Source organism: Burkholderia sp. BCC1640 (assembly GCF_902833125.1).
GTDB lineage: Bacteria > Pseudomonadota > Gammaproteobacteria > Burkholderiales > Burkholderiaceae > Burkholderia > Burkholderia diffusa.
Map to the genome: position 1 here is coordinate 55,237 of NZ_CADFEF010000020.1, position 22,715 is coordinate 77,951.

Below are 22,715 nucleotides of genomic sequence, written 5' to 3' on the forward strand. Positions count from 1 at the left end.
CGAGGCACAGTCATGATCAATATCCTCGTAGCTGCCGACGATACCGCCCGGCTCACGCAGACCGCGCGCCTGGTCACCGACAGCGGACACTATCGCGTGACACGCGCGCACGGTCGGCCGTCCCAGATCGAGCATCGAACGGACGGGCTCGATTCATTCGACATCCTGCTGATGGACGGCGCGACGACCGAGGCGGCTGAGCTGTCGGCGCTCGAACGGATCTGCCGGCTGCACCCGGGCCTGACCTGCATCCTGGTGACGGCCGATGCGGCGCCGAACGTGCTGCTGGACGCGATGCGCGCCGGCGCGCGCGACGTGCTGCAGTGGCCGCTCGATCCCGCGGCGCTGGCCCGTGCGCTCGAGCGTGCCGCCGCGCAAAGCACGCGGCGCGACGGCGACGATACGCGCTTCGTGTCGTTCATGTCGTGCAAGGGTGGCGCGGGCACGAGCTTCGCCGCGAGCAACGTCGCGTACGAGATCGCCGAAATCCACAAGCGCCGCGTGCTGCTGGTCGATCTGAACCAGCAGTTCGCGGATGCCGCGTTCCTCGTCAGCGACGAGACGCCGCCGTCGACGCTGCCGCAGCTGTGCGCGCAGATCGAGCGGCTCGACGGCGCGTTTCTCGACGCGAGCGTCGCGCACGTGACGCAGAACTTCCACGTGCTCGCTGGTGCCGGCGACCCGGTCAAGGCCGCGGAGATACGCGAGGATGCGCTCGAATGGATTCTCGGCGTCGCGGCGCCGCGCTACGACTTCGTGATCTTCGACATCGGCGTGAGCATCAATCCGCTGTCGATGATCGCACTGGATCGCAGCGACCAGATCCAGCTCGTGCTGCAGCCGGCGATGCCGCACGTGCGCGCGGGCCGCCGGCTGCTGGAGATTCTCGTGTCGCTCGGCTACCCGACCGACCAGATGCGGCTGGTGGTGAACCGGATGACGCGCGCGAGCGAACGGTCCCGCACCGCGCTCGAGGAAGTGCTGGGTCTGCACGCGAGCAGCACGATACCCGACGATGCCGACACCGTGCGCGAGGCGCTCGACCAGGGGCATCCGGTCTCGCGCGTCGCACGCAGCGCCGCGGTGACGCGTGCGTTGCAGGCCTGTGCGAAGCAGATCGTCGAAGGGGACGTGCGCACCCGGCACGACACGTCCAGCAGCGAACCGTTGATGTCACGGCTGTTCGGCCGCAAGGCCACGCCGAAGCTCAAGTCCATGTGAATCTTTCGGGGAAACCATCATGTCATTGCGCGAACAGATGTCCTTGTATCGGACGCAGCCGCAGGCGGCGGGCACCGAACCGGCAGGTGCGACGCATTCGTCGGTACGCGACGCGTACCAGAAGCTGCGCCGTGAAATTCACCTGGCGGTTCTTGAACGGGTCGAGCTGGAGCGTCTGTCACGCCTGCCGCAGGAACAGGTCCGTCAGGAAATCTCGGCGCTGATCTCGCGCATCCTCGACGAGGAGCGCATGCCCGCGAACGACATCGAGCGGCGCCAGCTTGCGATCGACGTGTACGACGAGATGTTCGGTTTCGGCCCGCTGGAGGCGCTGCTGCGCGACCCAGGCATCTCCGACATCCTCGTGAACACGTACCGCCAGGTGTACGTCGAGCGCGCCGGCCAGCTCGAGCTGACCGACGTGACGTTCTACGACGACGCGCACCTGATGAAGGTGATCGAGAAGATCGTGTCGCGGGTCGGGCGTCGCATCGACGAATCGACCCCGATGGTCGATGCGCGTTTGCCGGACGGCTCGCGCGTGAACGCGATCATTCCGCCGTCGGCGATCGACGGGCCGCTGATGTCGATCCGGCGTTTCGCGGTCAACCCGCTGAAGATGGACGACCTCGTGAGTTACCAGAGCCTCACGCCGCCGATGGCGGAACTGCTCGATGCGCTGGCCAGGGCGAAAGTGAACGTGCTCGTGTCGGGGGGGACGGGCAGCGGCAAGACGACGCTGCTCAACATCCTGTCGGGCTTCATCCCGCGATCGGAGCGGATCGTGACGATCGAGGATGCGGCCGAGCTGCAACTGCAGCAGCCCCACGTGCTGCGACTCGAAACGCGGCCGCCGAACATCGAGGGCAAGGGCGAGATCACGCAGCGCACGCTCGTGCGCAACGCGCTGCGGATGCGGCCGGACCGGATCATTCTCGGCGAAGTGCGCGGCGCGGAAGCGCTCGACATGCTCAACGCGATGAACACCGGCCACGAAGGCTCGCTCGCGACGATTCACGCCAACACGCCGCGCGACGCGCTCACGCGGCTCGAGAACATGATCAGCGTCGGCGGCCTGACGCTGCCGCCGAAGACGATGCGTCAGCAGATCGCGTCGGCGATCTCGGTGGTGGTCCAGGCGACGCGGCTCACCGACGGCAAGCGCAAGATCGTCAGCATCCAGGAGCTGACCGGGATGGAAGGCGACATCATCAACATGCAGGAGATCTTCACGTTCAAGCGCACCGGCATGGATCGCGACGGAACGGTGCGCGGACACTTCTGCGCGACCGGCGTGCGGCCGAAGTTCGCCGAGCGGCTGCAGGCGTTCGGCATCAACCTGCCGGATTCACTCTACGACCCGGCGCAGCGTTACGAGACGAAGTGACGACGCGCGTTCGTCTGATTCCGGGGAGGTCTCATGGACTCGATATTCTACGGTTTTGTGATTCTCACCTTCGTCGCGGTCGTGCTCGCGATCGAAGGTGTCTATCAATGGTGGAACTCACGCCACGGTGCCGCGGCACGCCGGATCGAGTCGCGCCTGCGCGCGATGTCGGCCGGCGGCAGCGTGCAGCAGGAGCGACTGTCGATTCTCAAGAAGCGGATGCTCGACGAGTCGAAGCCGTTCGACCGGCTGCTGCTGCGCATGCCGCGTGTGCAGTCGCTGGATCTGCTGCTGCAGCAATCGGGGCTCGACTGGACGGTGGCGAAGCTCGTCGTGTACAGCGCGGTATTGCCGGTGACGGCGATGCTCGTCCTGTTGTTCACCCCGTTGCCGTTGATCGCCGTGGTGCCGATTGCGCTGCTGACCGCGTGCTTTCCGGCCTTGTACGTGATGCGGCATCGCAACCGGCGGATGCTCAAGCTCGAGCGTCAGCTGCCGGATGTCTGCGACATGATCGCGCGCGCGCTGCGCTCCGGCCACTCCTTTACGAGCGCGCTCGGGATGGTCGGCGAGGAGTTTCCGGATCCGATGGGCGGTGAATTCCGGATAACGTTCGACGAGATCAATTACGGCGTATCGCTGCACGATGCGCTGGTGAACCTCGCGACGCGCGTGCCGGCCCATGACCTGCGCTACTTCGTGATCGCGGTGCTGATCCAGCGCGAGACCGGCGGCAACCTGGCCGAGCTGCTCGACAGCATCGCATCGCTGGTTCGCGAGCGCTTCAAGCTGTTCGACAAGGTCCGCGTGCTGTCGGCGGAAGGGCGGCTGTCGGCCTGGATCCTCGGGCTGCTGCCGTTCGGCACGGCGGGCATGATGGCGGTGTTGAACCGGGAGTTTCTGTCGGTGCTCTGGCAGGATCCGGCCGGCATCAAGATGGTTGGCGTGATGCTGGGGTCGATGGCATTCGGCATGCTGTGGATTCGCCGCATCATCCGGATTCGCGTCTGACGCGTGTCTCAGGCTTCACGAACCGATTCGAGGCAGTCATGCAAAACCTGAGCGTAGTACATACCGTGATGCTGGCCGGATTATTCATCTTCGTCGCCGGCGGCGTGCTGGTCGCGATGCTGCTGTTTGCGCCGCGCAACATGGAGCGCCGGATCCAGCAGGCGAGCGGAGCAAGTGTCGGCATCGGCGCCGGCGCGGGCGACGGCGGCGGGCAGGCATCGCGCTGGGTCGCGAAGCTCGTCGAGCTGTCGCAACCGATTTCCCGGCTGTCGGTGCCGCAGGAGGGCTGGGAGAATTCACCGCTGCGGATCCGGCTGATGAACGCCGGCTGGCGCGATCCGAACGCAGGCGCGCTTTACTTCGCGGCGAAGACGGTACTCGCGCTGGCGCTGCCGGGCGCGGCGCTGCTGGCACTCGCCACGACCCGGCTCGCGGGTCAACGCATGCTGCTGTCGTTCATCCTCGTCGCGCTCGCAGGGATCGGCTACTACGTGCCGAACGTGATCCTCAAGCGGCGGATCGCGACGCGTCAGCGGGTAATCTTCGAGGACTTTCCGGATGCGCTCGACCTGCTGACCGTGTGCGTCGAAGCAGGGCTCGGGCTCGATGCGGCGCTGATGAGAGTGAGCGAGGAACTGCGCTTTCGCAGCGAAGTGGTCGCGAGCGAGCTCGACTTGCTGCTGCTCGAGATGCGTTCCGGGTTCACCAAGGAAACCGCGCTGCGCAATCTGGCACTGCGGACCGGCGTCGAGGATATCGAATCGTTCTGCGCGATGCTGATCCAGGCCGATCGCTTCGGCACGAGCATCGCCGAATCGCTGCGCGTGCTGTCCGACATGCTGCGCACACGGCGGCGGATGCGCGCCGAGGAGCGCGCCGCGAAGATCGCGCTGAAGCTGCTGTTCCCGCTGATCTTCTGCATCTTCCCGGCGCTGATGTGCGTGTTGCTCGGGCCGGCGATGATTCACGTGTATCGCGTGCTGCTGCCGACCTTCACGAGCATCGGGCAGTAAGCAGCGGCGCGGGACTGCCGCGCGAACCGGATGTACGTGCCGAATGAGCATCGTCGGCCGGCACGGCCACCGTCTTCATGGGAGGCTCCTCCTCCCCCCGGGCGGCGCCGCGAGACAGGTCGATCATAGCGGCGTCAACGCAACCCGGACCCATGGTCGACCCTGGAGACAGCCGTAGTCCACTGCCCGCGCGGGTGGCCCCCTACGGCTAACCCCGGACGCAGCCGCGGCGGCGTGCCGACCGGACGGAAAACCGCCCGGAACGGACCGGTCGTCACGGCTGAATCCATTCGTGTCGATAACGCGATCGATTGTTTACCGGATTGCCGGTCGACGCAGGAAATCGCCGCGCGGCCGCGGCACCCTCGGTCCGCCAAGGCAGGGATGCGCCAGGCGACGACGCGGCACGTATCGACAGATGCCGCCGCCGATGCGCGCGTCATCGTGCCCGAAAATCTCCTTGAAATCGTCGATTCGAATTCCTACGATTGTTCAAAATCAGGCTTGAATGACGCTGCGAACGGGACGATCGCCCCGCGTCGCGGAAAGAACGAACACAACGCCTGAACGTCGAGCGACTGCCCGACGATACGGGCAACAGGCCAGTCAAGCACGATCAGGGCCGGGGGAATCATGAACGAATACGCAGCGCGATGCACGCCGCCTGACACTTCATCGAACAGGCGCCCACCCGCGCGGACGGAACCCGCGATGCCGCCGGGCTTCGGCGCGCGTCGTCTCCCTCCCGATTCCTGACAGACGGCGCGCGCAACCGCGCCGGGAACACCGCTTTCTCACCGACATCCTGTGCATCGACGCACACGCGTATCGGGCCGCTCGCGCCCGGCGTGGCGACGCACGTCGCGCACTCGACGGACCGACATAACAATTCGAACGAGGGACGCAGCATGGCCATCCATGTGCCTGTGACACGCCGGACGTTTCTGAAGCTCGCCGGCAGCGGCGCCGTCGTTGCCGTTTCGGTTACGCATTTGCCGGCACTCGTACTCGCCGCAGGCGAGACGCAGGCCGATGCGGACGGCCCGAACTGGGCGCCGGTGCCCGGAAAGGCGCGCTGGCGCATCGACGGCATGCCGAAGGTAATGGGCCAGAAGATCTACGCGCGCGACTTCAAGTCCCGCGACTTCGTCGGCTGGCCGCAGCAGGAAAACTGGCTTTATGCACTGCGCTGCGACCGGGTCGACGCCGTGTACCAGGGCTACGATCTCGGCGTGCTGCCGCACGAACTGCGGCCGATCGCCATCGTCGATAACGCATTGCTGAGCGCGCGCAGGATCAAGCTTGCACCGGGACCCGATCCGATCGCGAACCAGGACATCTACTGGCTCGCGCGAGTGGGTTACCCGGCGGACTGCTACGGGCAACCGGCCGCGCTGTTGATCTTCGAGAACTTCGACATCTATCGTCGCGCAAGGAAGTTGCTCGATTTCAATCGCAGCGTGATCCGGTACGGCGCGCCGGTCGGCACCGGTCAGGCCGCACCGGTCGTGCCGTATTCGCCCGTGACCGTCTACGTGCGCGACGACGCGCGGCGGTTCAGCTACGTCGACAACTACCAGACCGACGGCAACGGCAAGCCGACGGCGAAGTACCTGGAGGAACGTGAGGCGGCGGTCGCCAACATCGATGCAACGATCGCCAGCCACGCGGCCGCCGGCACGTGGATCGGCATTCGGGCGACGGGCGACGACGGGTTCGAGACGCCGGCGATGGACCCGATGTTCATGGAGCCCGAAGCGGGACTCGCATGGTACGACGCGTCCGCGTCGAAGATCAGCCTCGTGCTCGGCACGCAGTCGGCGAACGACGATGCGAATGGTGCGTGTGCGCTGTTCGACGGCAGCGCCGTCGCGGTCAAGGAGGCCCAGGTCATCGCGTGCTACCCGGGCGGTGGCTTCGGCGGACGCGACAAATCCTACTTCCCGCTGTATCTGGCCCTGGCGGCACCGTTTGCGAAGGGCGCGCTGCGTTGGCAGCAGTCGCGCTACGAGCAATTCCAGGTTGGCCTGAAACGCTGCGAAACACAGTTTTCCGAATCGCTGTGGTTCGGCCGCCGCGGCAAGCTCGAAGCGATCACCTGCGATTTCCTGATGAACGGCGGCGGGAAGAAGAACCTGTCGCCGTACGTCGCGCAGCTTGCCGCGTTGAGCGCGATGAGCTGCTACGAGATTCCGCGGGCACGCGCGCAGGCCGCGTCGACCTACACGCGGGAAGTCTTCGGCGGTTCGCAGCGAGGCTTCGGCGGGCCGCAGGCGTTCATGGCGATCGAGACGTTGATGGACGAGGCCGCACGCCGGCTGGGGATGTCGCCGTTCGAGATCCGGCGCGCCAATCTGCTCGGCAAGGCGCCCGAGCTCGGCAAGGGCCGCGCGATCACGGGCGCGCCGATCCTGTTCGACCTGCAGCTGGACGCGCTGCTCGACCGGCTCGAACGTCATCCGTTATGGCTCGAGCGTGAGCAGATTCGTGCCGAGCGCAGCGCGCGCGGCCTCCGCTACGGCGTCGGCCTCGCGATGGCGAACGAAGCATTCGGCACCTCCGGCGACGGGATGTTCGGGATGGTGCAGATCCTGCCCGACGGCAACCTGCGCGTGGTCACGCCGTACACCGACATGGGCAACGGCGCGGCCACGACGCTCGGTCTCGCGCCGGCCGAGTTTCTCGGGCAAAACGCGCAAACGATTGCGATGAGCGAGATCGGGCCGTTCAACGCGCTCGGGTTGAAGCGTTCGAGCAGTCCGCCCGACGACAGCAAGTACGTCTGCTACACCTACGGTTCGTCGAGCGCCTGTCTCGGCGCATTCCATCAGTACCACGCGGTCAAGGGCGCCGCGCAGGCGCTGTTTCTGCAGAGCGTGCTGCCGGCTGCGCGCGCGTGGTGGGGCATACCCGTGCGTGCGGAGGACGTGCGCTGGACCGATCGCGCACTCGCCGCAAACGGCCTCGCACCGATTCCGTGGGCGGCGCTGCTCGGCACGATCAGGAAGATCGGACTCCAGACGATCGCGGCCGTGCATGCGAGTTATGCCGGGTATTTCTGGAAGGGAACCTATCCGTTCGCGTCCGGCAATGCGCAGATCGACTACGACTACGTGGCGGTCGGCCTCGATCCGTATCACCTGACGCCGTTGAAGCGCGTGCTGCAGCCGCCGCCGGTCAATACGACGCTTTACGGGCGCACGACCTACGCGCCGTCGGCGACGCTCGTCGCGGTGTCCGTCGATTCGGCGACCGGACGCGTGAAGGTCGAACGCGTGGTGACGGCGGTGAGCGTTGGCCGGCAGTTGTCGCCGGAGCTCGTGGAAGGGCAGTCGCAGGGCGCGGTCGCGATGGGTATCGGCAACGTGCTGACCGAAACCTGTCCGCTGGGGCCGGACGGGCCGGGCGGCGGCCGATGGAATCTGGATCGCTACGAGGTCACGCGGCTGCCGGACATCCCCGTGCAGGAGCTGATCGCATTACCGCCGCCCGGCGGCGATCCCGCGAATGCACGCGGCATCGCGGAAGCGGTGATGTGTCCGATCGCGCCGGCGCTGCTCAATGCGCTCGCGATGGCGACGGGGCGGCGGTTCCGTGTGACGCCCGTGACGCCGGAGAAGATTCGGGAGGCACTGCAATGAGCAATCCGGTCCGAATGATCGTCAACGGCAAGCCCGTCGAAGCAGACGCGGCCGACGCGGACATGAACCTCATCGACTTCCTGCACGAGCGGCAGGACCTGACGGGCACCAAGCTGTGCTGCGGCATCGGCGTGTGCCGCGCGTGCACGGTCGGCGTGCGCAATGCGCCCGATGCGCCGATGGAAAAGACGCTGTCGTGCTCGACGCCGGTCAGCGCGATGGCGGACATGCACGTGTACACGATCGAGGGGCTCGCGCAGGGCGGCGCGCTGTCGCCGCTGCAGCAGAGTTTTCTCGAGTCGTTCGCGTTCCAGTGCGGTTACTGCGTGTCGGGTTTCCTGATGGCCGCGACCGCGATGCTCGATCATCTGCGCGCGCAGCCGGTGCACGAGCGCGATCTGGACGCGATGATCGAAACCTGGGTGGGCGGCAACATCTGTCGTTGCACCGGTTACGTGAAGTACATCGAGGCCATTCGCAAGGTGGCGATACGCTACACGAAGGGGGCGGCATGACGATGAGAACCTGCGTCGTCGCGCTGGCGACGATGCTGGCCGCACAGGTCGCGCCGCTCGCGCTCGCGGCGGCAAGCGGCGATACGTCGCTGCACGAGTATGCGCAGCAGTGCACCGACGAAATCGGCGAGATTCCCGCGTTCGACTGCAATGACGGCACCGATGTGCCGATCACCGTCAACGGCCGCGCGCCCGCGCGCTACGCGGCGCACATGACGTGCGATCGTCCGGCGCTGTTGCCCTACGACGCGCCGACATCCGGACAGTGCACGCCGTATTCGAAGATCCTCGACCTGTCGCGCGGCGTCACGCAGATCTCGGCGTTTTGCCGCCGCAAGCAGATCCGCGCGAACCGGAGCCCGTATTACGACGAAGTCGACATCGTGCTGCATCATGCGGGCAACGGCAAGACCTGCTGGTTTCATGCGGAGAAGGGCGGCACCGAGGGCATGAACGCAGCGCGCGTGCCGCCGCCGAACGAGACGACGCCGCCGCCCGGCCACCCGTCCGCGGCGGAGTTCTGGTGGAAGCCGGCCGCGACCGCGACGAAGCGCTGCGTGTCGTGTCACGACGCGAGCCCGGTCATGTACAGCCCGTGGATCGGCCAGGTCTGGAACAAGGTGCCGACCGACCCGTGGGGCAAGTACGTGAACCTCGGCGCCGACTTCGCGTCATGGACGTCACACGCGATCAGCACGCCGGGCAATACCTGCATCGGCTGTCACCGGATCGGCGATCAGAATAGCTGCAAAATCTACGTGCCGCTGGCCGCCGGTTTGCTGCCGCCGCCGAAGGGAAGCAACGCGCGTGCGAGCCGGTATCCGATGACGCACTGGATGCCGATCGACAACAACAAGAGCCTGTATGAATGGAATGCGGCGAACGCGAAGTCGGTGAGCGACCTGCTCGAATGCTGTTCGGCGCGGGGCAAGAACGATCCGAAGTGCAGTTTCACGCCGGCGGCGCAGGCGGCCAAATAGGTCGCGCGCGGGTTGCGCGCCGGTTCCGATCGCCGGCACGTCCGGGCCGAGCGCCTGGCGTGCCGGCGGTATCGCGCAACGAGACCGGTTACCACAGCCGATCTCGTTGCGCGTATTTCAGAAATGCACGACGGTCCGGATGGACTTGCCTTCGTGCATCAGGTCGAACGCTTCGTTGATGCCGGTGAGCGGCTTCGTGTGCGTGACGAACGGTGCCAGCTGGATCGTGCCGGCCATCGCTTCCTCGACCATGCCCGGCAGTTCGGAGCGGCCCTTCACGCCGCCGAATGCCGTACCGAGCCAGCGGCGACCGGTGACGAGCTGGAACGGGCGCGTGGAGATTTCCTGGCCGGCGCCCGCGACGCCGATGATGACGGACTGGCCCCAGCCGCGGTGCGCGCATTCGAGCGCGGCGCGCATCACGTTGACGTTGCCGATGCATTCGAAGCTGTGGTCGACGCCCCAGCCGGTCATGTCGACGATCACCTGCTGGATCGGCTTTTCGTGGTCCTTCGGATTGACGCAGTCGGTTGCGCCGAACACGCGTGCGAGGTCGAACTTGCCGGGGTTGGTGTCGATCGCGATGATGCGGCCGGCCTTCGCGAGCTTGGCGCCCTGAATCACCGCGAGGCCGATGCCGCCGAGACCGAATACGGCCACCGTATCGCCTTCCTGCACCTTCGCGGTGTTCTTCACCGCGCCGAGGCCGGTCGTGACGCCGCAGCCCAGCAGGCAGACCTGCTCCGGGTTCGCGTCCGGGTTGATCTTCGCGAGCGAGACTTCGGCGACGACGGTGTATTCGCTGAACGTCGAGCAGCCCATGTAGTGATAGATCGGCTGGCCGTTGTAGCTGAAGCGCGTGGTGCCGTCGGGCATCACGCCCTTGCCCTGGGTGGCGCGCACCGACACGCACAGATTGGTCTTGCCGCTCTTGCAGAACAGGCACTCGCCGCATTCGGCGGTGTACAGCGGAATGACGTGGTCGCCGGGTTTCACGCTCGTCACGCCTTCGCCGACTTCCACCACGATGCCGGCGCCTTCATGGCCCAGCACGGCGGGAAAGATGCCTTCCGGATCGTCCCCCGACAACGTGAAGGCATCGGTGTGACAGACGCCGGTATGGGTGATCTTGATGAGCACTTCGCCCTTGCGGGGCGGTTCGACGTCGATTTCGACGATCTGGAGCGGCTTACCCGCCTCGAACGCAACTGCGGCACGTGATTTCATGGCAATCCTGTCAAAAAAGAATCATCGAATGGCTCGGACGTCGACGAACCTGCACCGGTCAGCGCAAGTAGGACCGGACGAGGGTCACGATATCGTCGATCGATCCGGACGAGGGCCGCGGGGCGTCCGCGAGCTGGGTGAATTCCTCGCGCAAATGGCTTTCGAGCACGCCGGCCATCACGCCGTTGATCGCGCCGCGGATGGCAGCCAGTTGCTGAAGTATCGGGCCACAGTCCGCCCCCTCCTCGAGCGCTTGCTCGAGCGCGTTCAGTTGCCCGCGAACACGGCGCACGCGGGTCAGGACGCGTTTCTTTTCTTCGGGGGAATGGGGCATGGGATCGGTGGGTTCCGGATACTGGGGGGCAGTATAGAGCAATGCGGCGCGGAGGTATACGGGATCGCTGCCGGGCAGGCGCCGCGCGCGCCTGCCCGGCACACCGTCAGATCAGCAGCGTGAGCGTGCGGAACAGTGCAAGATCCTCGTTGCGCGCCGACCGCGCATGCCGCCGGATCACCTGCAGCAGGCAGTCGATGAAGCAGCGCGCGGCGTCGCTCAGCGTGCTGCTGCGGCGCGTGACGATGCCGAGTTCGCTCGGCTCGAAGGTCTCCCTGAGCGACAGCACGCGCATCCGCTCACCGAACGGCGGCACCGCCGCGAGGATCGTCGGGCACCACGTACACATGCCGGCCTGCTCGAGCATCGTCTGCAGCATCGCGACCGATTGCGCGCGCACGATGCGCCGTTCGTCGATCCGTGCGCCGTGCCGCGTGAACAGATAGTCGACGAGCGCGGCCTGGCCGTCGGCCGACGAATTCAGCACCCAGTCGCATTCGAGCAGGTCGTGCACCGACTTCGCGCGTTCGAGCGGATGCCCGGCGCGCACCATCACCGACGTCTCGTAGCGCAGCAGCGGCTCGAACGCGAATTCCTGCGCGCCGCCGCCGGCCTGCACGTGACCCAGCGCGAAATCCATGCTGCCGTCGCGCAGCAGCGGTTGTGCGACGGCCATCAGCGCTTCGTAGAGTTCGAGGCGCACGTCGGGCATCCGCTCGCGAAACCGCAGCACGGTTTCCGCGAGGAATGTCATCGTCAGCCACGGCGTGACGCCGACGCTCAGCCGCCCCTCGACGCGCCCGCGCATTCGTTCGAGATCGCTTTGCGCGTGCTCGAGCTGCTTGAGCACGAGCTTCGCGTGCGTGAGCAAGGTTTTCCCGTATTCCGTGAAGCCGATGCCTTCCGGCGCGCGCACCAGCAGCGGCAGGCGCTCGCTGGCCTCCAGCTCGCGCAGCGCGCGGGTGACGGCCGCCTGCGACAGCCCGAGCGTGCGCGCCGCGCCGCGGATGCTCCCGGCCTCCGCGCTCGCGACGAGCGCCTGCAGCTGATGCAGCTTGATCGTGCTCATGGTGCGATACCCGACAACGAAAGGTTGTCATCATAACGAAACTGCGGCTGTTCGCCGGTTTTTTCGCTGCCTACGATTTCGCCACGATCCGCCATCCCGGCGATCGACAGCCGACACGCATCCAGGAGTAACGGGGTTGGATCGAGCACGCATTCCGCCTGAAATGGCGGTCATCGAGACGGAAATGATCGCGTTGCGCCACCGGCTGCATGCGCATCCGGAGCTCGGGTTCGAGGAACACGCGACGAGCGAACTCGTCGCCGATTGCCTGACAACATGGGGTTATCGCGTCACGCGCGGGCTCGGCGGCACGGGGGTGGTCGGCACGCTCACGCGCGGCATGGGGAAGCGGCTCGGGCTGCGCGCGGACATGGATGCGCTGCCGATCCGCGAGACGACCGGGCTGCCGCATGCGAGCCGGCGCGACGGCGTGATGCATGCGTGCGGCCACGACGGCCATACCGCGATGCTGCTCGCGGCCGCCCGCTGCATCGCGGAGCGCGGACGTTTCAGCGGCACGCTGAACCTGATTTTCCAGCCGGCGGAGGAAGGGCTCGGCGGCGCGAAGCGGATGATCGACGACGGGCTGTTCACGCAGTTTCCGTGCGATGCCGTGTTTGCGATGCACAACGTGCCGGGGCTACCGGCGGGCGTGCTCGGCTTCTGCGACGGCGCGGCGATGGCGTCGGCTGACGAGGTGCGTGTGCGCGTGACCGGGCAAGGTGGCCATGGCGCGGCGCCGCACACGACGATCGATCCGGTGGTGGTCTGCGCATCGATCGTGATGGCGTTGCAGACGGTCGTGTCGCGCAACGTGAATCCGCAGGAACTGGCGATCGTCACGACCGGCTCGATTCATGCAGGCACCGCATCGAACGTGATTCCGCCGCATGCGGATCTGGAACTGAGCGTGCGGGCGCTGTCGCCGGACGTGCGCGCGCTGCTCGAACGGCGCATTCGCGCGATCGTGCACGGGCAAGCCGACAGCTACGGCGCGACGGCCGAGATCGACTATCGCCACGGCTATCCTGTGCTCGTCAATCACGCGGCGGAAACCGCGTTCGCCCGCGACGTCGCGCGCGAATGGGGCGGCGACGATGCGCTGATTCCGCACCTGCGTCCGATCGCGGCGAGCGAGGACTTCGCGTTCATGCTCGACGTCTGCCCGGGCAGCTACCTGTCGATCGGCAACGGCGACGGCGCGGCCGGCTGCGGGCTGCACAACCCCGGCTACGACTTCAACGATGCGTGTCTCGCGACGGGCGCGAGTTACTGGATCGCGCTCGCCGAGCGCTACCTCGCGTGAGGCGGCCGGGCCGATTCGATTTACCTTCAACGATGGAAACAAGGAGACTGGCAATGAAACAGTGGATGGCGGCGCTTGCGGTGGCGCTGACGGCAACGACGGTGGCAGGCGTCGCGCATGCCGGCGACTGGACGGGCAAGGAGATCCGCCTCGCGGTCGATCCCACGTATCCGCCGCTCGAATACAAGCAGCCCGACGGCACGCTGACCGGCTTCGGGATCGACATCACGAACGCGTTGTGCGCGGAGCTGCATGCGCGCTGCGTGTGGGTCGAGTCGAGTTTCGACGGGATGATTCCGGGGCTGCTCGCGCGCAAGTTCGACGTGATCGCGTCGTCGATGACGATCACGCCGAAGCGGATGCAGCAGATCGCGTTCACCAACCGGATCTCGAATGCGCCGGCGCGGCTGATCGCGCGCAAGGGTTCGCCGCTGCTGCCGACGGCTGCGTCGCTGAAGGGCAAGCGGGTCGGCGTCGAGCAGGGTTCCGCGCAGGCCGACTATGCGATCGCGAACTGGCAGCCGGCGGGCGTGCAGATCGAGTCGTACCAGAACCAGGATCAGGTCTATGCCGATCTCGTGACCGGGCGGCTCGACGCGGCGTTCCAGGCGTCGATCGCGGCGAGCGACGGCTTCCTGAAGAAGCCGCAGGGCAAGGATTTCATGTTCGTCGGCGCGGCGATCGACGACGCGAAGTATTTCGGGCAGGGCGATGGCCTCGGGCTGCGCAAGCAGGACACCGACCTGCGCGATGCATTCAACCGCGCGCTGGCGGCGATCCTCGCGAACGGCACGTATCAGCGGATCAACCGCAAGTACTTCGACTTCGACATCTACGGCACGAAGTAAGCCGCGCCGACCCGTATCGAGCGGGTAGCGACCATCATACCAATAAGGAAAACGAATGAACTGGAGATTGTTTTTCGTCGCGATGCCGGCACTTTGTGCTGCGCCGGCCTTCGCGCAGAGCAGCGTCACACTGTACGGGCTGATCGACGCGGGCATCGACTACACGAACAACGTCGGTGGCCACGGCGCATGGCAGATGGCGAGCGGCTTCGCGCAGGGCAGCCGCTGGGGTCTCAAAGGGTCCGAGGATCTGGGCGGCGGCTACAGCGCGCTGTTCCAGATCGAGAACGGCTTCAACGTGAACAACGGCACGCTCGCGCAGGGCGGCCGCATGTTCGGGCGGCAGGCTTACGTCGGGCTCGGCAGCGCGCGCTTCGGCACGCTGACGCTCGGCCGGCAATATGACTCGGTCGTCGACTATCTCGCGCCGACGACCGCGAATGGCAACTGGGGTGTCTATCCGTTCTCGCATCCGCTCGACAACGACAATACCGGCAATACGTTTCGCGTGAACAACACGGTCAAGTACGCGAGCCCGGATTTTGCCGGCTTCTCGTTCGGCGGCACGTACAGCTTCAGCAACGACACCGGATTCGCGAACAACCGGCAGTGGAGCGTCGGCGCGCAGTACGAGCAGGGCGGCCTGCTCGTCGGCGCGGCGTTCCTGAATGCGGACAACCCGGGCGCGACGGCCGGCGGCGCGATCGCGGGCTCGGGGTCGGTCGGCGCGGATGCGAACTTCGCGTCGGCGCGGCTGCGGATCTTCGGGGCGGGCGTCAACTACACGGCAGGGCCCGCGACGGTCGGGTTTGCCTATACGAACAGCAACGTCACGCGGCCGACCGCGAACGTCGGCTACCTGTTCGGCGACGAGACGATCGAACCGGTGACGGGGCCGCTCGCGGGCGGGACGGTCACGGCGATTAAGTATCAGAACTTCGAAGTGAACGGTAAATACCAGTTCACGCCGGCGTTCTTCGTGGGCGGGCAGTATGTGTATACGACCGTGCGCTACGACGCGACCACGGGCAGCGCGAAACCGAAGATCCATTCGATCGGGCTGATGGCGGACTACAACCTGTCGAAGCGCACTGACGTCTATCTGATGGGCGCATACCAGCGGGTTGCCGGTGACGCGACCGGCTCGTCGCTCGACCAGGCATATGTCCCGGGGGCGGCCGATCTGTCGTCGACGTCGAAGCAGTTGATGGTGCATGCGGGGATTCGGCACAAGTTCTGACCGGATCGGGATCGAAAGCGGGACGGCCGGCCATTCATGCAGAGCCGCGAATGCGTGAACGGCCGGCCGGTGCGCGACGTCGACGCGGCGCGCTCCGTGAGTCAACCCCGCGCCACCCCCGTCGATTCCCGCACGACGCGCTCCGGCGCCCCGATCGTATGCACCGCCGCAGCCGGCTCGACCCCGTCGATCATGTCGAGCGTCAGCGCGATCGCCCGCGCGGCGATCTGTGACGTCGGAAACCGCACTGGCCGGGCGGGCAACGCTGCACGAGCGTCGCGCAGCCGCCGACGCCGACGCAAAGAACGCGTGCGCTGCCTGCTATCCGCGAATGCCGACCCGATACCGGGTCGTCTGGCGATAGGTCTGGCCCGGATGAAGGATGGTTTCGTCGCGCAACGCGTCCATGTTGACCTGGTTCGGATAGAACCCGGCTTCGACGCACAGCGCCGCATGCCGCACGCACGGGATGCCGCCGCCCACACGCACGCCATCCAGATAGTTGCCCGTATAGAGCTGCAGCCCGCGCTGATCCGTCGACACGGTGAGCTCCCGACCGCTTTCCGGATCGTAGATCGATGCGACGGGCCGCACGCCGCGCGTAGGGTCGCGCAGCACGTAACAGTGGTCGAAGCCGCGCCCGCGCGCGAGCTGCGCATGCGGCCAGTCGAGGCGGGCGCCGATCGGCGCGCTCTGCCGGAAATCGAACGCGGTGCCGGTCACGTCGGCCGTGCCGGTCGGGATCAGCGCGTCGTCGACTTCGACGAACGCGTCGGCGTCGACCTGCAGCAGGTGGCCGCGCACGTCGCTGCCCGTGCGTCCGCTGAGGTTGAAGTAGCTGTGATTCGTGAGGTTCAGCGGGGTCGGCGCATCGGTTCGTGCCGAATAGTCGATCGTCAGCGTGCCGTCGTCGTCGAGCACGTAGCGCACCTGCACGCTCACGTTGCCGGGGAATCCCGCATCGCCTTCCGGTGAATCGAGCCGCAGCGTCAGCTCGCCGCGGTCGTCGATCACGTCCCAGCGCGCGCGATGAAAGCCGCTTGCGCCGCCGTGCAGCAGATTGCCGTTCTCGTTGCGGTCGAGCGTGTAATCGATGCCGTCGAGCGTGAAGCGCGCGTCCGCGATCCGGTTGGCCCAGCGGCCGACCGTCGCGCCGAGGTACGCACCCGATTCGAGGTACTCGGCCGGCGTGTCGTGCGCCAGCACGATATCGGCGAAGCGCCCGGTGCGGTCGGGGGCGAGCCACGACACGACGGTCGCGCCGAGATCGCTGACGACGACGCGCATGCCGTGCGCGTTGCGCAGCGTGTAGCGCCGCACCGGGTCGCCGCCGGGCAGAGTGCCCCACGGTTCGGACGGAATGCGGCCGACGTCGGATGCCGGGCGGGGGGAGTCGGTGTCGATATGCATGTGTGGGTTCGCTCGTGAGCGGTGAATTCAGTGAGCCGATGCCGCGCGTTCCTGATACTCGCGCGGCGTGCAGCCGAGTTCGCGGCGGAACACCGCGTACATGTATTGCAGCGACGTGAAGCCGCAGCGGATCGCGACTTCCGCGCTCGACGCATTGCGGCTCGCGAGCAGCGCCTGCGCAGCCTCGATCTTGTGACGCAGGATTTCCTGGTGCACGGTGCGCTGCAGTTCGCGCCGGAAGTGCTCTTCGAGCAGCGAGCGCGACACGCCGACATAGTCGGCGACCTGTTCGGTCTTGATCCCCTGGCACGCGTACTGCCGGATGAAATGCCGGGCGCGCATCACGTGCGGGCTCGCGAGCGGCTGGTGGCGCGTCGATTCGAGCACGTTGATGCCGACCGGCGGCACGAGGATGCGCTGCCCGGGAAACCTTGCGCCGCGCAGCATCCGGTGCAGCAGGTGCGCGGCGGTGCGGCCCATTTCCTCGGTGCCCTGGATCACCGACGACAGCGGAATGCGCGTCAGCGTGCGCGTGAGCGGATCGTTGTCGATGCCGATGATCGCGACCTGTTCCGGCACCGCGATGCCGGCGAGCAGGCACGCCTGCAGCAGATGCCGCGCGCGCGCATCCGTGACCGCGATCACGCCGACGGGCTTCGGCAGCGCATGCAGCCAGCCGATCAGCTGCTCGATCGCGTGATTCCAGCCCGATGCGCTCGTCGACACGCCGCGGTAGATCGGCGCGTCGAGCCCGTCCGCGCGCGCGAGCCGGTCGAACGCGAGCTCACGCTGCTGCGCCCAGCGGTTCTCCTGCGCGACCGGCAGGCTGTACATCGCGAAATGCGCGAGCCCCGCGCCGATCAGGTGCGTATAGGCGAGCGACACGAGTTTCGGGTTGTCCGTCGCAATATATGGGACGCCGTCCGGGTACTGCGCTGGATCCTCGTACGACGAGCCGACCGCGACGATCGGTAGCGGCGAGCCGGCGAGCGCGTCGGCGACGGCCGGATCGTCGAAGTCCGCGATGATGCCGTCGCCGTCGAAGCGTTCGATGCCGGCGAGCCGGCAGCGGAAGTCGTCTTCGAGGAACAGGTCCCACACGACGCGCGTCGTGTGCAGGTATTGGCCGATGCCGCTGATGATCTCGCGGTCGTAGACCTTGTTCGCGTTGAACAACAGCGCGATGCGGTGCGGCGTCTGGGCGGAAGAGGCACGGGTCATGTCGGTCTCAGGGTGGGCGCCGCTCGGGCGTCTCGCCATTGTCTCCGGGGCGCGCGGGCGGTGCCGCGCGGTTCTCTGGTGTCCGGCGATTGTAGGACGGAACGCACCCCGCGCGCAGCGGCTGGCAAGAAACGTTAAGCGTGCTGCGCAATTTCGCAATTGCCGGCCGGCAGTCGCGCGGGCACGATCCAGCCAACCGGATTCGGCCGCGTGCGTCATCGCGATGCGCGTTGCGTTGCAACAAGACCCAGCACGGAGACACCATGTCGTATTTCGAACACATTCCCGCCATTCGCTACGAAGGTCCGCAGTCGGACAACCCGCTGGCGTACCACTATTACGACCCCGAGAAACGTGTGCTCGGCAAGACGCTCGCCGAGCATCTGCGGATCGCGGTCTGCTACTGGCACACGTTCGTATGGCCGGGGCACGACATCTTCGGGCAGGGCGCGTTCCGGCGGCCGTGGCAGCAGCCGGGCGACGCGCTCGAACGTGCGCGAATGAAGGCCGATGCGGCATTCGAGTTCTTCACGAAGCTCGGCACGCCTTTCTACACGTTCCACGACACCGACGTCGCGCCGGAAGGCGGCAGCCTGCGCGAGTACGCGGCCAATTTCGCACGGATGGTCGACTATCTCGGCGAGCGCCAGCAGGCGAGCGGCGTGCGGCTGCTGTGGGGCACGGCGAACCTGTTCTCGCACCCGCGCTTCGCGGCGGGCGCCGCGACGAATCCGAACCCCGACGTGTTCGCGTGGGCCGCGACGCAGGTGTGTCACGCGCTCGACGCGACACACCGGCTCGGCGGCGAGAACTACGTGTTGTGGGGCGGCCGCGAAGGGTACGAGACGCTGCTCAATACCGACCTGAAGCGCGAGCGCGATCAGTTCGCGCGTTTCCTGTCGATGGTCGTCGAGCACAAGCACCGGATCGGCTTCAAGGGTGCGCTGCTGATCGAGCCGAAACCGCAGGAGCCGACCAAGCATCAGTACGACTACGACGTCGCGACCGTGCACGGCTTCCTCGTGCAGTACGGACTGCAGAACGAGATTCGCGTCAACATCGAGGCAAACCATGCGACGCTCGCCGGTCACTCGTTCCATCACGAGATCGCGAACGCGTTCGCACTCGGCGTGTTCGGCAGCGTCGACGCGAACCGCGGCGATCCGCAGAACGGTTGGGACACCGACCAGTTCCCGAACAGCGTCGAGGAACTGACGCTCGCGTTCTACGAGATCCTGCGCCACGGCGGCTTCACGACCGGCGGGATGAACTTCGACGCGAAGGTGCGGCGCCAGAGCATCGATCCGGAAGACCTGTTCTACGGCCACGTCGGCGCGATCGACGTGCTCGCGCTCGCGCTCGAACGTGCGGCCGTGCTGGTCGAGAACGACCGGCTCGATGCGTTGCGCCGGCAGCGCTACGCGCAGTGGGACGACGCGTTCGGCCGCAAGATACTGTCGGGCGGCTATACGCTGCAGTCGCTCGCGGACGACGCGCTCGCGCGCGGCGTGGACCCGCGGCATGTGAGCGGCGCGCAGGAGCGGCTCGAGAACATCGTGAACCAGGCGATCTACGGGCTGCGCTGACGCCATGTATATCGGACTCGATCTCGGCACGTCGGGCGTGAAGGCGGTGCTGCTCGACCGCGACGGTGTGGTGCGGGCGAGCGCGAGCCGGCCGCTGACGGTGAGCCGCCCGCGGCCGCGCTGGTCCGAACAGGTGCCGCGCGACTGGTGGGACGCCGCGTGCGGCGCGCTGGCCGCGGTTGTCGATGAGGCACGCGCGGCCGACATCGATCCGCGCGACATCGACGCGCTGGGACTGACCGGGCAGATGCACGGCGCGACGCTGCTCGATGCGCACCGCGACGTGCTGCGCCCCGCGATCCTGTGGAACGACGGCCGTGCGGACGCGGAGTGCGCGGAACTCGAGCGGCTCGTACCCGCGCTGCGCGCGGTGACGGGCAACGTCGCGATGCCGGGCTTCACCGCGCCGAAACTGCTGTGGGTGCGTCGCCACGAGCCCGACGTGTTCGCGCGCATCGCACACGTGCTGCTGCCGAAGGATTACCTGCGCTACCGGCTGACCGGCGCGTTCGCGACCGATCCGTCGGATGCCGCCGGCACGCTCTGGCTCGACGTCGCGAAGCGCGACTACGACGATACGCTGCTCGCCGCGTGCGAGCTGTCGCGCGCGCAGATGCCGGCCGTGTTCGAGGGCAACCGCGTGACCGGCACGCTGCTGCCGGCCGTCGCGCGCGCGCTCGGGCTGCGCGAGATTCCGGTGGTGGCCGGCGGCGGCGACAACGCGGCCGGCGCGGTGGGCGTCGGGGTCGTGCGGCCCGGCGACGCGTTGCTGTCGCTCGGCACGTCGGGCGTTTATTTCGCGGTGTCGGACGGGTTTCGCGCGAATCCCGAATCGGCGGTGCACAGCTTCTGCCACGCACTGCCCGATACCTGGCATCTGATGTCGGTGATGCTGAACGCGGCCGGCTGCATCGACTTCACCGCGCAACTGGCCGGTTACGACGGCGTTGCCGCACTCCTCGCCGATGCCGAGGCGAACGCACGCGCCAGCCGCCCGTGGTTCCTGCCTTACCTGAGCGGCGAGCGCACGCCGCACAACGACGTGAATGCGAAGGGCGTGTTTTACGGGCTCACGCCCGACACGCAGCGCGCGGATCTCGCGAACGCAACGCTCGAAGGCGTCGGCTTCGCGTTGCTCGACGGCATCGACGCGCTGCATGCGGCCGGACTGGCGCCCGAGGGTATCACGGTGATCGGCGGCGGCTCGCGCAGCGCGTACTGGACGCAGATGCTCGCCGACCTGAGCGGTCGCGCGCTGACGCTGCGCGCGGGCGGCGAGGTCGGCCCGGCGCTCGGTGCCGCACGGCTCGCGCGTCTCGCGCTCGAACCGGATGCGTCGCTCGACGACGTGTGTCCGCAGCCGCCGATCGTCGCGGTGCGCGAGCCCGATCCCGCGCGACACGCGTGGTATCGCGATGCGCGGCGGCCGACGTTTCGCGCGCTTTACCGCGCGCTCGAGCCGGTGTTTGCGACGGGCGCGTGACCGGCGCTTCGCCGACGCGATCCCGTGCTTTGCAGTGACTCGATGAGGGCGGCGCATTTCCGCGGCCGCCCGGTGTTCGTGAGTTGTCCAATAACAAGGAGTGGAGACATGAAATCCGTGACGCGTCGTACCGTATTGAGTTCCCTTGCCGGCGCGGCAGCGCTGGCGCTCTTCGCGCTCGGCGCGCCGCTCGCGCATGCGAGCAAGGACAAGCCCGAGATCGGCTTCTGCATCGACGACCTGCGCGTCGAGCGCTGGTCGCGCGATCGCGACTATTTCGTCGCGGCCGCGACGAAGCTCGGCGCGAAGGTGTCGGTGCAGTCGGCCGATGCGAGCGAGGAGCGGCAGATTTCGCAGATCGAGAACCTGATCTCGCGCGGCGTCGACGTGATCGTGATCGTGCCGTTCAATTCGAAGACGCTCGGCAACGTCGTCGCCGAAGCGAGGAAGGCCGGCATCAAGGTTGTGTCGTACGACCGTCTGATCCTCGATGCGGACGTCGACGCGTACATCTCGTTCGACAACGAGAAGGTCGGCGAACTGCAGGCCAAGGGCGTGTTCGATGCAAAACCGAAGGGCAACTATTTCCTGCTCGGCGGCGCGCCGACCGACAACAACGCGAAGATGCTGCGCGAGGGCCAGTTGAAGGTGCTGAAGCCGGCGATCGATCGCGGCGACATCAAGGTCGTCGGCCAGCAGTGGGTGCCCGAATGGAGCGCATCGACCGCGCTGCGCATCGTCGAGGATGCGCTCACCGCAAACAACAACCGGATCGACGCGATCGTCGCGTCGAATGACGGCACCGCGGGCGGCGCGATCCAGGCGCTCGCCGCGCAGCACCTGGCCGGCAAGGTGCCGGTGTCCGGGCAGGACGCGGACCTCGCGGCGGTCAAGCGCGTGATCGCCGGCACGCAGACGATGACCGTCTACAAGCCGCTGAAGCTGATCGCGAGCGAAGCCGCGAAGCTCGCGGTCGATCTCGCGAAGGGCACGAAGCCCGCGTTCAACGCGCAGTACGACAACGGGAAGAAGAAGGTCGACACGGTGCTGCTGCAGCCCACGCTGCTGACCAAGCGCAACGTCGACGTCGTCGTGAAGGACGGCTTCTATACCCAGGCCCAGCTCGCGAGCCAGTAACGGCACGACGGGCAGGATGCATGCGGCCGGCTAGGTGCGGCCGGCCAGGTGTGGCCGGCCGCATGCTCACTGCGAGGCAATGAACG

19 protein-coding genes and 1 pseudogene are annotated in these 22,715 nt (G+C 67.0%); 14 read left to right on the top strand and 6 right to left on the bottom strand.

What is annotated here, in order from left to right; translation table 11 throughout:
- The first annotated feature begins 12 nt into the window (after positions 1 to 12).
- The 8 genes from HWX25_RS21570 to HWX25_RS21605 all read left to right on the top strand — a co-directional run bounded on the left by HWX25_RS21570 (position 13) and on the right by HWX25_RS21605 (position 9,768).
- Positions 13 to 1,221 (top strand): AAA family ATPase, encoded by a 1,209-nt coding sequence (locus tag HWX25_RS21570; protein ID WP_175910391.1) that lies wholly within the window; start codon positions 13 to 15, stop codon positions 1,219 to 1,221.
- Between the two features lie 19 nt (positions 1,222 to 1,240).
- Entirely contained in the window at positions 1,241 to 2,608 is a 1,368-nt protein-coding gene (locus tag HWX25_RS21575) for a CpaF family protein (protein ID WP_175910393.1), read from the top strand.
- A 33-nt stretch (positions 2,609 to 2,641) separates the two neighbouring features.
- Positions 2,642 to 3,619, top strand: a complete 978-nt coding sequence (locus HWX25_RS21580) for a type II secretion system F family protein (RefSeq protein WP_175910395.1) — start codon at positions 2,642 to 2,644, stop codon at positions 3,617 to 3,619.
- A 38-nt stretch (positions 3,620 to 3,657) separates the two neighbouring features.
- Positions 3,658 to 4,632 (top strand): type II secretion system F family protein, encoded by a 975-nt coding sequence (locus HWX25_RS21585; protein ID WP_059690485.1) that lies wholly within the window; start codon positions 3,658 to 3,660, stop codon positions 4,630 to 4,632.
- A 234-nt stretch (positions 4,633 to 4,866) separates the two neighbouring features.
- A complete protein-coding gene (locus tag HWX25_RS21590) occupies positions 4,867 to 5,199 on the top strand; it encodes a hypothetical protein (RefSeq protein WP_175910397.1) in 333 nt (110 codons plus the stop codon).
- Positions 5,200 to 5,540: 341 nt separating this feature from the next.
- Entirely contained in the window at positions 5,541 to 8,273 is a 2,733-nt protein-coding gene (locus HWX25_RS21595; protein ID WP_175910398.1) for a molybdopterin cofactor-binding domain-containing protein, read from the top strand.
- On the top strand, positions 8,270 to 8,788 hold the full coding sequence (locus HWX25_RS21600) for a (2Fe-2S)-binding protein (protein ID WP_059690487.1): 519 nt from the start codon (positions 8,270 to 8,272) through the stop codon (positions 8,786 to 8,788). The genes HWX25_RS21595 and HWX25_RS21600 overlap by 4 nt, the downstream gene beginning before the upstream one ends.
- Positions 8,785 to 9,768, top strand: coding sequence for a hypothetical protein (locus HWX25_RS21605; RefSeq protein ID WP_175910399.1), 984 nt, complete (start codon positions 8,785 to 8,787; stop codon positions 9,766 to 9,768). The genes HWX25_RS21600 and HWX25_RS21605 overlap by 4 nt, the downstream gene beginning before the upstream one ends.
- A gap of 117 nt (positions 9,769 to 9,885) precedes the next feature.
- On the opposite strand, the gene HWX25_RS21610 is transcribed toward HWX25_RS21605, so the two are convergent.
- The 3 genes from HWX25_RS21610 to HWX25_RS21620 all read right to left on the bottom strand — a co-directional run bounded on the left by HWX25_RS21610 (position 9,886) and on the right by HWX25_RS21620 (position 12,398).
- Positions 9,886 to 10,995 carry an S-(hydroxymethyl)glutathione dehydrogenase/class III alcohol dehydrogenase gene (locus HWX25_RS21610; RefSeq protein WP_059536073.1) on the bottom strand — a complete coding sequence of 370 codons (1,110 nt, stop codon included), beginning with the start codon at positions 10,993 to 10,995 and terminating at the stop codon, positions 9,886 to 9,888.
- Positions 10,996 to 11,053: 58 nt separating this feature from the next.
- On the bottom strand, positions 11,054 to 11,329 hold the full coding sequence (frmR, locus tag HWX25_RS21615; RefSeq protein WP_006753040.1) for a formaldehyde-responsive transcriptional repressor FrmR: 276 nt from the start codon (positions 11,327 to 11,329) through the stop codon (positions 11,054 to 11,056).
- A 106-nt stretch (positions 11,330 to 11,435) separates the two neighbouring features.
- The gene (locus tag HWX25_RS21620; RefSeq protein ID WP_059820053.1) at positions 11,436 to 12,398 is read right to left on the bottom strand and encodes a LysR substrate-binding domain-containing protein; all 963 of its coding nucleotides are present in this window, start codon (positions 12,396 to 12,398) and stop codon (positions 11,436 to 11,438) included.
- 136 nt (positions 12,399 to 12,534) lie between these two features.
- Here HWX25_RS21620 and HWX25_RS21625 point away from each other — a divergent pair, with 136 nt between their 5' ends.
- From HWX25_RS21625 to HWX25_RS21635, 3 genes are read left to right on the top strand one after another with little or no spacing between them, the layout of a single operon-like run.
- Positions 12,535 to 13,704, top strand: coding sequence for a M20 aminoacylase family protein (locus HWX25_RS21625; protein ID WP_175910400.1), 1,170 nt, complete (start codon positions 12,535 to 12,537; stop codon positions 13,702 to 13,704).
- Positions 13,705 to 13,757: 53 nt separating this feature from the next.
- Positions 13,758 to 14,552, top strand: a complete 795-nt coding sequence (locus tag HWX25_RS21630; RefSeq protein WP_059536085.1) for an ABC transporter substrate-binding protein — start codon at positions 13,758 to 13,760, stop codon at positions 14,550 to 14,552.
- Between the two features lie 55 nt (positions 14,553 to 14,607).
- Entirely contained in the window at positions 14,608 to 15,792 is a 1,185-nt protein-coding gene (locus tag HWX25_RS21635) for a porin (RefSeq protein WP_175910401.1), read from the top strand.
- A 101-nt stretch (positions 15,793 to 15,893) separates the two neighbouring features.
- On the opposite strand, the pseudogene HWX25_RS33485 reads toward HWX25_RS21635, so the two are convergent.
- From HWX25_RS33485 to HWX25_RS21645, 3 genes and pseudogenes are all read right to left on the bottom strand, one after another.
- A pseudogene (locus HWX25_RS33485) lies at positions 15,894 to 16,040 on the bottom strand (LacI family transcriptional regulator); the annotation flags it as partial.
- Between the two features lie 73 nt (positions 16,041 to 16,113).
- The gene (locus HWX25_RS21640; protein WP_175910402.1) at positions 16,114 to 17,202 is read right to left on the bottom strand and encodes an aldose epimerase family protein; all 1,089 of its coding nucleotides are present in this window, start codon (positions 17,200 to 17,202) and stop codon (positions 16,114 to 16,116) included.
- Positions 17,203 to 17,229: 27 nt separating this feature from the next.
- Positions 17,230 to 18,423 (bottom strand): DNA-binding transcriptional regulator, encoded by a 1,194-nt coding sequence (locus HWX25_RS21645; RefSeq protein ID WP_175910404.1) that lies wholly within the window; start codon positions 18,421 to 18,423, stop codon positions 17,230 to 17,232.
- A gap of 263 nt (positions 18,424 to 18,686) precedes the next feature.
- On the opposite strand from HWX25_RS21645, the gene xylA reads away from it, so the two are divergent.
- The 3 genes from xylA (at position 18,687) to xylF (ending at position 22,629) form a co-directional block, all read left to right on the top strand.
- On the top strand, positions 18,687 to 20,009 hold the full coding sequence (gene xylA, locus HWX25_RS21650; RefSeq protein ID WP_175910406.1) for a xylose isomerase: 1,323 nt from the start codon (positions 18,687 to 18,689) through the stop codon (positions 20,007 to 20,009).
- Between the two features lie 4 nt (positions 20,010 to 20,013).
- A complete protein-coding gene (gene xylB / locus HWX25_RS21655; RefSeq protein WP_175910408.1) occupies positions 20,014 to 21,492 on the top strand; it encodes a xylulokinase in 1,479 nt (492 codons plus the stop codon).
- 108 nt (positions 21,493 to 21,600) lie between these two features.
- Positions 21,601 to 22,629 carry a D-xylose ABC transporter substrate-binding protein gene (gene xylF / locus HWX25_RS21660; protein WP_059536104.1) on the top strand — a complete coding sequence of 343 codons (1,029 nt, stop codon included), beginning with the start codon at positions 21,601 to 21,603 and terminating at the stop codon, positions 22,627 to 22,629.
- Positions 22,630 to 22,715: the final 86 nt, after the last annotated feature.